This is a genomic window from Lentzea sp. NPDC020367, assembly GCF_044387305.1.
Lineage (GTDB): Bacteria > Actinomycetota > Actinomycetes > Mycobacteriales > Pseudonocardiaceae > Lentzea.
In genome coordinates this window covers 786,123-796,218 of record NZ_JBIRVV010000001.1, presented here as the reverse complement: position 1 = coordinate 796,218, position 10,096 = coordinate 786,123, and the positions used below count along the sequence as shown (strand labels likewise).

The 10,096-nt window shown below is 70.2% G+C and carries 11 protein-coding genes; 6 read left to right on the top strand and 5 right to left on the bottom strand.

Features of this window, described 5'->3' with window-relative positions:
* Positions 1-15: 15 nt before the first annotated feature.
* On the top strand, positions 16-657 hold the full coding sequence (locus ACH413_RS03535; RefSeq protein ID WP_360030203.1) for a TetR/AcrR family transcriptional regulator: 642 nt from the start codon (positions 16-18) through the stop codon (positions 655-657).
* A gap of 43 nt (positions 658-700) precedes the next feature.
* Entirely contained in the window at positions 701-1,453 is a 753-nt protein-coding gene (locus ACH413_RS03530) for an alpha/beta hydrolase (protein ID WP_360030201.1), read from the top strand.
* A gap of 5 nt (positions 1,454-1,458) precedes the next feature.
* Here ACH413_RS03530 and ACH413_RS03525 read toward each other — a convergent pair whose 3' ends face one another.
* Positions 1,459-2,502 carry an epoxide hydrolase family protein gene (locus ACH413_RS03525; RefSeq protein WP_360030199.1) on the bottom strand — a complete coding sequence of 348 codons (1,044 nt, stop codon included), beginning with the start codon at positions 2,500-2,502 and terminating at the stop codon, positions 1,459-1,461.
* A gap of 38 nt (positions 2,503-2,540) precedes the next feature.
* On the opposite strand from ACH413_RS03525, the gene ACH413_RS03520 reads away from it, so the two are divergent.
* On the top strand, positions 2,541-3,101 hold the full coding sequence (locus tag ACH413_RS03520) for a TetR family transcriptional regulator (protein WP_360030198.1): 561 nt from the start codon (positions 2,541-2,543) through the stop codon (positions 3,099-3,101).
* Between the two features lie 48 nt (positions 3,102-3,149).
* Here the strand turns inward: ACH413_RS03520 and ACH413_RS03515 are convergent, their stop codons facing one another.
* The 3 genes from ACH413_RS03515 to ACH413_RS03505 all read right to left on the bottom strand — a co-directional run bounded on the left by ACH413_RS03515 (position 3,150) and on the right by ACH413_RS03505 (position 5,756).
* Positions 3,150-3,710, bottom strand: coding sequence for a snapalysin family zinc-dependent metalloprotease (locus tag ACH413_RS03515; RefSeq protein WP_360030195.1), 561 nt, complete (start codon positions 3,708-3,710; stop codon positions 3,150-3,152).
* A 237-nt stretch (positions 3,711-3,947) separates the two neighbouring features.
* Positions 3,948-4,880, bottom strand: coding sequence for a DMT family transporter (locus ACH413_RS03510; protein ID WP_360030193.1), 933 nt, complete (start codon positions 4,878-4,880; stop codon positions 3,948-3,950).
* A 165-nt stretch (positions 4,881-5,045) separates the two neighbouring features.
* Positions 5,046-5,756, bottom strand: a complete 711-nt coding sequence (locus ACH413_RS03505; RefSeq protein ID WP_360030191.1) for an SDR family NAD(P)-dependent oxidoreductase — start codon at positions 5,754-5,756, stop codon at positions 5,046-5,048.
* Between the two features lie 74 nt (positions 5,757-5,830).
* Between ACH413_RS03505 and ACH413_RS03500 the strand changes: the two genes are divergently transcribed.
* The 3 genes from ACH413_RS03500 (at position 5,831) to ACH413_RS03490 (ending at position 8,830) form a co-directional block, all read left to right on the top strand.
* The gene (locus ACH413_RS03500) at positions 5,831-6,700 is read left to right on the top strand and encodes a helix-turn-helix transcriptional regulator (RefSeq protein ID WP_360030189.1); all 870 of its coding nucleotides are present in this window, start codon (positions 5,831-5,833) and stop codon (positions 6,698-6,700) included.
* Between the two features lie 49 nt (positions 6,701-6,749).
* Positions 6,750-7,745, top strand: coding sequence for a glycosyltransferase (locus ACH413_RS03495; protein WP_360030187.1), 996 nt, complete (start codon positions 6,750-6,752; stop codon positions 7,743-7,745).
* Positions 7,746-8,053: 308 nt separating this feature from the next.
* Complete coding sequence (locus ACH413_RS03490; protein WP_360030185.1) at positions 8,054-8,830, top strand: GAF and ANTAR domain-containing protein; 777 nt, start codon at positions 8,054-8,056, stop codon at positions 8,828-8,830.
* A gap of 3 nt (positions 8,831-8,833) precedes the next feature.
* On the opposite strand, the gene ACH413_RS03485 is transcribed toward ACH413_RS03490, so the two are convergent.
* On the bottom strand, positions 8,834-10,006 hold the full coding sequence (locus tag ACH413_RS03485) for a GAF domain-containing protein (protein WP_360030183.1): 1,173 nt from the start codon (positions 10,004-10,006) through the stop codon (positions 8,834-8,836).
* Between the last annotated feature and the right edge of the window lie 90 nt (positions 10,007-10,096).

Genomic DNA, 10,096 nt, shown 5'->3' with positions numbered 1-10,096 from the left:
GTAGGATCTCAGGCCATGACCACCAGCCGCCCCGAGACCGGCAGCCGCCTCGACCGCCGCAAGGCGCAGACCCGGCGCAAGCTCCTCGACGCGGCCCGCGCGATGCTCGCCGAGGGCACAGCCCACCAGTCGAGCATCCAGGACATCACCGACGCCGCCGATGTCGGCTTCGGCTCGTTCTACAACCACTTCCCGACCAAGGGTGACCTGTTCACCGCGGCCGTCGAGGACGCGATGGAGGAGATGGGCGCGCGACTCGACGAACTGGGCAGCACCGTCGAGGACCCGGCCGCCGAGTTCGCCCAGTCGGTCCGCCTGGCCGGACGGCTGGCGCTGCAGCGACCCCAGATCGCCCAGGTGATGGTGCGCCACGGCGTCGCGTACCTGGACTCCGGCCGTGGACTCGCCCCACGCGCACTGCGCGACATCATCGCCGGCGTCGAAGCGGGACGTTTCCACGTCGCCAACCCCAAACTCGCGATGTCCACAGTGGCCGGTGCCCTGCTGGCGGCGCTGCACCTCTCGTTGACCGACCCCGACTTCGACCACGACACCGTGTACGACCAGCTCGCCGAACAACTCCTGTGCATGCTCGGCGTCCCTCCCGCCGAGGCACGCGAACTGGTCGCGCTGCCACTGCCTGTTCCCGAGGGCTGACCGGGCCGTTCGAGGCCCCTGAGCGATCCCGGACAATGGCGACGTGAAGCTTCTGCCTGTCACCGCATCCGGCGCGCAAGTCGCCTGCCTCGACGTCGGCGCGGCCGATGGCCGCGCGAACGTCTACCTCGGCGGCCTCGGACTGGCGAGCACCGTCTCGTTCGCGCCGGTCATCGGCCACCCAGCGCTCGCGGGCCGGGGCCGACACGTGCTCGTCGACCTCGTGGGCAGCGGATGGAGCGACCACGACGACGCCTTCGGCCACACGATCGACGAGCACGCATCCGTTGTCGCCGCGGCGATCGACGCGCTCGGGCTGCACACGATCACGCTCGTCGGGCACTCGCTCGGCGGTTCGATCGCGATCAGCCTGGCCGCCCAGCGCCCCGACCTGGTCGGCGGGTTGATCGTGGCCGAGCCGAACCTCGACCCCGGCGTCGGCACGATGTCAGCGCGGATCGCGAGCTTCGACGAGGACACCTTCGTCGCCCGTGGGATGCACAGCGTCATCGACCCGGACGACACCACGATGAACGCCAGGACGTTGCGCCGGTGGTCACCACGCGGGCTGCACCGCACAGCGGTGTCGTTGCTGGCGGACAGGCCGGCCACCTTCCGCGCGCAACTGACCGCGGTGTCCGCGCCCAAGCGCTACATCTCGGGCGAGCTGAGCGGCGAGGACCTCGATGCCCTGCGCGCGACCGGTTGTGACGTGCGTGTCGTGCCCAACGCCGCGCACCTGATGATGGAGGACAACCTCGACGGATTCGTGAGCCTGCTGGCCGATCCGCTCTGAGACGGTCAGAGGGGCTGACTGCCCAGTTCGATCGCGCGGCGCAGATCCTGGACGTAGGCCGCGGGCTGTTCCCACGCCGCGAAGTGACCGCCGGCGGCATGTTCCACGTACTCGAGCACGTCGAAGAAGGACTCGGCGTAGCTCCGCGGCTCCGGCTTGATGTCGCGCGGGAACACCGACAGCACAGTGGGAACCTCGATCCGGCCAGGCAGGCCGCCGCGTTCGGTGTAGGTGGAGAACGAGGTGCCGATCGTGCCGGTGACCCAGTAGGCGGTGATCCAGGTCAGCAACTCGTCGTCGGTGAAGGCCGAGTCGTCCGACCACGACTCCAGCTTGTCGGCGAGCCACGCCGCCAAGCCCGCGGGCGAGTCACCCAGCGCGACGGCGAGCGTGGTCGGCCGGGTCGACTGAGCTGCGATGTACGCGCCTTCCGTGCGGAACCACTGTGCCGTGCGGTCGAGATAGGCCGCCGTATCGGGAGCGAGCCCGGCGGGGTCCGCGGTCAAAGCCCGCTGTGGAGCGACGTTCGTGAGGTGCAGGGCGGCCACGCGGTCCGGGTGTTCGGTCGCGAGGATCTCCGCCACGGTCCCGCCCACGTCGCCGCCGGACACCGTGTACCGCTCGTATCCGAGCTCGGCCAGCCCGGCCGCGATCAGTCCGGCGATCCGGCCCGCCGACATGCCTGCGGTGTCGAGCTTTGGAGCGAAGGGAAAGCCCGGCAACGCGGGCACCACCACGTGCACGTCGGTGAGCAGCGGCAGGACTCGCTCGAACCGCAGCACGGAGTCCGGCCAGCCGTGCAACAGGACCACGACCGGGGCATCGGGATCCGCGGCACGCTGATGGATCACGCGAAGGTCGTTCTCCCCCACCGCCTCCCAGGGAAGCTCCCCGATCCGGCGTTCGTGAACGGCCCAGTCATAGCCGTTGGCCCACCGGTCGAGCAGCCCGTCGAGACGAGCACCGCCGAGGCCCCGCGCCGGGTCGTCGTTCCAGGGCGTCGGCACACGTCGCGTCCGGCTGAGTCGCTCACGGATCTCGTCAGTCATGTGTACGACGATACACATCGTTGTGTATCGTCGTACACATGACGCCGCGAGACGCCGCCACGACCAAGGCACGGATCCTCGAGAACGCACGACGTGAATTCGCGCAGCACGGATACACAGCGGTCACGGTCAAAGGCGTCGCGGACGCCGCCGGCGTGTCACCGAACCTGATCACCCGCTACTTCGGCGGCAAGGACGGTCTGTTCCTCGCGGCGGCCCAGGTGGAGATCCCCGTCGAGAACTCGTTCGACGGCGACTGCTCAGGACTGGGCTCACGACTGGCGGCGAACATCGTCCAACGCTGGTTCGGCCAGCCGGGGGAAGACCCGTTGCTGGTGCTGCACCGCGCGTCCGGCGACCGCCCAGAGGCGGCGGAAGCGCTGGCCACCTTCCTCGACACACAATCCCTGCTGCCGCTGCGGAACTACTTGCGCGACAGCGGTTTGACCGACGCGGAAGCACTCGGCAGGGCGGCGGCCATCGACGCGTTCGTCCTCGGCGTGACCACCCGTCGTCGAGTCCTGCGCTCCGAACTCGGCGATCCCGCGGAACTCGAAGCCTGGATGGGCGCCACCATCCAACGCCTCGCCGACGGGTGAGGTGAGGCCTGGGTCCACAGGAGACCCAGGCCTCGCGGTCATGCGCGATCAGGAGTGGACGGGGATCTGCTCGTAGATCACCTTCCACTCGTAGGTGCCGACGAACCCGTTGGCCCACAGGGAGTTCACCCGGGACGCCTCGGCGGAGTTCGGCGTGGCGACCCTGCACGACGTGCCAGGACCGCCGCCCGACATCAGCTCGGAGCACGGGCCGCTGTAGTGGTCGGGCAGGCCGAGGGCGTGCCCGGTCTCGTGCGCGGTGATGCGGGTGACGTAGTACTGCTGCGCCTGCGTGTAGTCGATGAAGATGGTGCCGCTGCCGTGGCCGTTGGTGGAGGCGTACGAACCGCGCGGGTCGTTGCCCTCGCGGTAGCGCAGGGTGGCCGCGCTGCGGTTCTCCACCAGCTTCACGTTGGACACCCGCGCGTTCCAGTTCGCCGCGCCTTGCCGGATGGCACTCGCGAACGTGGGGGCGCTGCTGGTGTCGTAGTAGACGTTGACCGCCGCCGCGGTGATCGGGGCTTCACCGACCGACGCCTGGGCGGCCAGTGGTGCGACGGCGGTCGTGGCCGCCGCGAGCGCGACGGACAGGACGAACTTCTTGAACATGGGTTCTCCTCGCTTGCAGGGTGCGAAGAATGGAACCTCCGGTTCCACCACCCAACGTAAGGAAGGCCGTCGCGGCCACTCACCCGCCATTGGCGTGAAGCGGTCCCACGCTCTTGACGGTTGACGTTGCTCATTTACCGGACGAATGCGGTGAAGACGCGGCAAAGGGGGCGAATGGTCGTCACGCAGCGTCAGAGGCGTTTCACCGCCGAGAAGTCTTTCCACGCCAACGAGAAGCTACGCCGAACCGGAGCGCGCTCTGGTCGCGATCACCACGGCCGCGAAGGTGAGGCCGAGCGCGATCCACGTCGCAACGCCGATCCGATCCCCCACAACGAGATCGACTCCCGCCGCGCCGAGCAGCTGCCCGGACACGCTCGCCAGGCCGAACACCAGCACGCCGGTGCGGGCGACGACAGCGGCCGCCACCACGATCAGGCTGATGCCGATCAGCCCGGCGCTGTAGAGCCACGGTTCGCGCGGGAACACTCCGGCCGGCAAGCCGCGCACCGCGACCTCGGCCAGGAACATCGCCGTCAGCGTCAGCACCGCCACCACGAAGTTGAGCAACGTGGCCGCCATGACGGAACCGACAGCGCCGACCCTGCCGTTGACCGCTGTCTGCCAGGCGAGCACGGCACCGGAGATCAGCGGCAGGAGGATCAGGACCGTTCCCTGCGCGTCCAGCCGTCCGCCACCGGCGATCGCGACGGCCGCGACGCACACCGCGGCGGCGCCGAGCCGGGCACTAGTGACCGGGTGGCGACCGCTGGGCCCGAGTCCCCACCGGTCGATCAGCAGGCTGCCGGAAGTGTTGCCCGCCACCACCGCCACGGTGAACACCGCGACGCCGAGCGAACCGACGCTCAGTCCTTGGCTGGCCACGAACAACGCGCCGCACATGCCGCCCAGTCCGTGCCACCAGCGCAGTGTTCCCGTCCGGAACGCCGCCCGGACTTCCCCGAGCGCACGACGTCCGGCAGGCAGTGAGGGAATGACCACCGCGAGGAGGACCAGACCGATCGCCGTGGTGATGAGCGGGGCGGCGATCCCGTCGTGGATGCGGGCGCCGAGTTCTCCGTTGAGCCGCGCCTGGACGGCGCCTCCGGTGCTGACCACCACCGCGACCACCACTGCGGCTGTACGTGCCGGACTGTCGACATCGATCACTTGACGAGAGCAAACCACACTCCCGCCGCGCGGTCATCGGGATTGTCGAACAGCCCACAACGAGCGCCGCGGTCCCGGACACGTACTGCCGGGCAAGAGCCGTTCCATCCTCCACAGTGGACAGCAGCGGCAACGGTCCAGCCCTCGTTCGGCCCGCGAGGGCCGTCACCAGGGCACGGTCGTGCCGTCCCAGGAGAAGAACCCTCCGGTGGGACCGTCATCGGGCAGCAGGGCGAGACGAACGGCCCCCGCCGCGGCCTCGGCCGGGTCCCCACCGGACGCGGCGGCCCGGGGGTTGAGGTCGGTGGCCCGCAGGCCGGGGGCGAGCGCGTTGACCTTGAAGCCCTCGTCGGCCAGCGTCTGGGCGTAGAAGACCGTGAGGGCGTTGAGCGCGGCCTTGGACGCGCGGTAGGCCGCCGCGCCGCCGTTGCCGTGGGGGAACTGGGGGTTGGGGTTCGTGCTCCAGGTCAGCGACGAGGTGCCGCTGGAGACGTTGACGACGCGCGGGTGCCCGGAGCGGCGCAGGGCGGGCAGGAAGGCGTTGGTCACCGCCACGACCCCGGTCACGTTGGTCTCGAAGGTGCGCCGGAGGTCGTCGAGGGCGGTCTCGGCGGGGGTGGCGAGGGAGGTGCCGATCCCGGCGTTGTTGACCAGCACGTCCAGGTGGTCCACCCGAGCCGCGGCCTGGGCGATGCTGCCGGGGTCCGTCACGTCGAGGACGAGGAGACGGGCCGCGGGTCCGAGTTCGTCGACGGTCCGCTGCCCGCGCTCCGGGTCGCGCGATCCCACGTGGACGGTGAAGCCCTCGGCGACGAGCAGGCGGGCGACGTGCTTGCCGATGCCCTTGTTGGCGCCGGTGACCAGAGCGGTGTTCATGCCGACCATCACAACCCGGTCGCGGGCGACCTGCCAGGGATAACCTGTACCAGGCAGTGAGGTGCGGAGGTGTCATGGCGCGGCAGGAACTGGCCCTTTTCCTGCGGGAACGCCGGGCGGCGCTGCGCCCGCACGAGGTCGGGCTGACCCCGGCGGGCACCGACCGGCGGACACCGGGACTGCGGCGCGAGGAGGTCGCGGACCTCGCCCACATGTCGGCCGACTACTACACGCGGCTGGAGCAGGCGAGAGGCCCGCGCCCGTCGGCCAGGATCCTGGACTCGCTGTCCGACGCCCTGTTGCTCACCCCCGCCGAACGCAGTCACCTGTTCGGCCTCGCGGGGTCGAGCGTGCCACCCGCTCGGAGAGCCGTGCGCGGGGTCCGTCCGCACGTGGCGCGCATGCTGGAGCGGTTGCCGGGAACCGGTGCCATCGTCACCGACGCGTCGTACGGCGTCGTCGCCTGGAACCCGCTGGCCGAGGTGCTGCTCGGCGACCTCCGCGGCGGGAGTGCGAACCTGGCCCGACGGCGCTTCCTCGGACAGCCACCGGCGTACGAGAGCTCCAGCGCCGAGGAGTTCGGGCACGTCGTCGTCGCCCGGCTCAGGCGAGCCGCGGACCGCTATCCGCACGACCCGCGGCTGACGGCACTGCTGGCCGAACTGCACGCGGGCAGCGAGGAGTTCCGGCACATCTGGCAGACACGTCCGGTGCACGCCCCCGGCCACCGCACCAAGACCATCCAGCACCCGGAGGCCGGCGCGCTGCGGTTGAACTGCGACGTTCTCCTCGTGCCGGAAGACGACCAGGAGGTCGTGCTGATCACCGCCGACGCCGGGTCGCCCTCCGCACGAGCCCTGGACCGGCTGGCGGCCGGACAGTCGGCTGAAACGGGGTTTGAGTGCTCGTCCGGGTGGGTAGTCGGTCAACATCAGACGGGTTGAGGCCACAGCTCGGTTCCCGATTGCCGAGCACTCCGAAGGAGCCTTCCCGGTGAAGATCGCGTTGGTGTCCCTCGACGCCAGTCCCCTGACCGCCGACTCGCGCGGACTCCGCGTCGCCGAACTGGCGGCGGCGCTCTCCCGGCAGCGCCACGAGGTGCACGTGTACGCCGGTCACTCCGACCCGGCCTTGCCTGGACAGCCAAATGGGTACGCCGTCACGCACCTGCCACCGAACCCGGCGGAGTTCGTCGACGCGCTCGTCGCGCAGTGGCAGGTGGGCAAGCCGGACGTCGTGCACTCGCTGTCCACGAGTTCCGGTCTGGTGAGCTCGCTGAGCGCACGTCAGGCCGAGGTCACCGTCGTGCAGACCGCCCACGAGTCCGGGGAGCGGCCCACCTCGGACGAGTTGGCGCTGTACCACTCGGCGGACGGCGTCATCGCCACGACCGAACGCCAGGCCGCCGCACTGATGAGCGCTGGTGTTCGACGGTCCCGCATCTGGGTGGTGCCGCCGGGTGTGGACACCGAACTGTTCCAACCGGACGACTCCGACGCGCCCCGCCTGCCACCGCAACGCGTCGTGTGGCTGGGAGAGCCGTTGCCGGGCAACGGGTCTGGCGTCGCCGACCTGGTTCCGGACACGGAGTTCGCGACCATCGGAGGTTCAGCGCGAAGTCGTGCGGCACTTCTGCGCTCTGCCGACGTCGCCGTCTGCACCGGCTTGTCCGCCGAACAGCAGAGCCTGACCCTGGAAGCGATGTCGTGCGGTGTTCCGGTCGTCGAGTTCCTGCCTGGCGGCCCCAGCGACATGATGGTGCACGGCGTCACCGGCCTGTACGTGCCGCAGGGCAACGTGCTTCGCCTGATCCGGACCCTGCGCGCACTTCTCGCCGCTCCGACGAAGCGGGAACTGCTCGGCGTGCTCGCCCGCGACCGGGTGTGCGTCCGGTACACGTGGGACCGCATCGCCGGCGATCTGATTCACAGCTACGACGAAGCGCTCGGCTCGCACCTGGTTCCGCAGACAGGTGGCAGGGCGCGTTGAGCTCCCGGATGCTTCGGTACCGGATTGAGATGGACCGAAGCGGTCGACGTCGCTTGAGTTGCACAACAGCGGGGTATTGAAGGATCGCCGTGCACGCGTGCACGCACTGGAGGCCCGCCTTCGGGCGGTCCGGCCTGGACCGGTGACCGGACGTTGAACACTCCAGCGTCCCGTCGCCGGTCCAGGTTTCAGATGAGCTCCGCTTGCCCGACTCCCTTTGCCGACGGTCCCTGGCCGTACGATGCGCTGAACGTGCGTCAAGCAGCCGGCGCCGTGGACTCCACGGATGGCGAAGGGGGTGCCGCGGCATGGCAGACGGTGCACAAGAGCAGGAACGCTCGGTGGGCGAAGATCGTCCTGATCCGCTCGTGCGTCTCGATGAGACCGCTGACGCGCTCGAGGTGCTGCGTGAGGTCTTCACCGGCGACGAGCCGTTGGACGAGGCGCTCCAGCGGCTCGCGGAGACGGCGGCCAGGGCGGTGCCGGACGCTGACGCCGTGACCGTCACCGTGATGACGCCTGAGCATCCGCGCACGGCCGCGACGACGGATTCCCGTCTGATCGAGGTCGACGAGAAGCAGTACAGCGCCCGGCGCGGGCCGTGCCTGCAGTCGGCGCAGACCCTGGAAGCGGTCCGTGCGGTCGTGGGTGAGCACGGCGACGTGTGGCCGGAGTTCGAGGCCGCCGCGGACGAGGCCGGTGTTCGTGCATACCTGTCGGTTCCCGTCGTCCTTCCCGCGTCGGACACCACCGAGGCGAAGCACGTGGGAACGCTCAACATCTACAGCTACTCCGCGACCGCGTTCGACCCCTTCGACGAGGGTCTCATGCGGCTGTTCACCACGGCCGCGTCCGCCACGATCGTCAGCGCCCAGCGATGGCAACGCCTGCGCGACCAGCTCCAGCACATGGAGCGCGCACTCGAGTCCCGTGCCACGATCGAGCAGGCGAAGGGCGCGCTGATGGCTGTGCACTCGTGCACGCCGGAGGAGGCGTTCGCGATGCTGGTGCAGCGGTCCCAGCACGAGAACACCAAGCTCCGCGACATCGCCGTCGGCCTGCTCGACACGGTCAAACGGACCTGAACGTCACCGGTTCCGGTAGGCGGCCAACCCGCCCAGCTCCTCGCTGGCGATGAACACCGACCGCACGTGGATGAGGGCTTCCTCGATGTGGGCGGCGCAGCCCCAGGCCGCGTCACCCCACGAGTCGGCGACCTTGACCTCCGCCGCCGCCGTGCACTCCGACCTGCCGCCGAGCTGGCAGTGCTCGGGGTGTGGCGTGCCCGCCTGTTCCGCCGCGGCCGCGCGCAGCTGGGCGGCCAGTTCGGCTGCCGCCGTGGCGCGCTGCTCGGCGTCGGCGCGCAGTTCCCGTTCCGCGCGCATCGCCTCGGCCAGGCGCGCTTCGGCCGCCTGCTTCGCCTGTTCGGTGTGGTGGCGTTCGACGGCCAGGGCCGCGGTGCCGGCGAAGACGCGGATGAGCGCCAGGTCGGTGTCCTGCGGCACGCGCGCGACCCGGTGGTACATCGCGAACGTGCCCAGCAGGCCGCCGTCGCGCGCCAGGATCGGCGTGGACCAGCAGGCGCCCAGCCCGGCCTGCTCGGCCAGGTGGCGGAAGTCGTCCCAGAACGGGTCGGTGGCGATGTCCGTGACGATCACCGGTTCCCGCCGGTGTGCCGCCGTGCCACAGGAGCCGACGCCTTCGCCCGTGGCGATGCCGTCGATGGCCTCGTTGTAGAAGGCGGGCAGGCTGGGCGCGGCGCCGTGGCGCAGGTGCAGTCCGTCGGGTTCGGCCAGCAGCACGGACACGAGCACGTCCTCCGGCGCCAGTTCCTCGATGCAGCGGGCCATCCCGTCGAGCACCTCGGTCAGCGGGGCCTGCCGCGCGATCTGCTCGAGCAACGCGCGGTGCTCGGCCATCAACCGCTGGGCGTGCTTGATCTGCGTGGTCTCCACGCCGATCACGGTCACCCCGGCCACGTCGCCGGTCGCGTCCCTGCGCGGTTCGCAGGTGAGGTCGAAGAACGCCTCCCGCGCGTGCGGTCCGGTGTCCAGCACGACCTTGACGTCACGCCCGGTGCGCGGTTCGCCCGTGCGGAAGACCTCGTCCAGCAGGGCGTCGAGCTGGGTCCGGTCCTCGCCGATGGTGGCCAGGAACGCCGGATTGGCGGTCTCCACTGCGTGCGCCGGTCCGCTGAACGCCGCGAACACCGCCGCCGAATGCCCGAAAAGTGTTCGTACGTCGTCAGTCTGTTCGTGCATGCCAAATGCGCTCACGGCGCGCCCTCTCGCGATGCGCCACAGGCTCGCTGTTTGACCTCGGACGCTCTTCTTGGTGCCCGCTCCACGGCG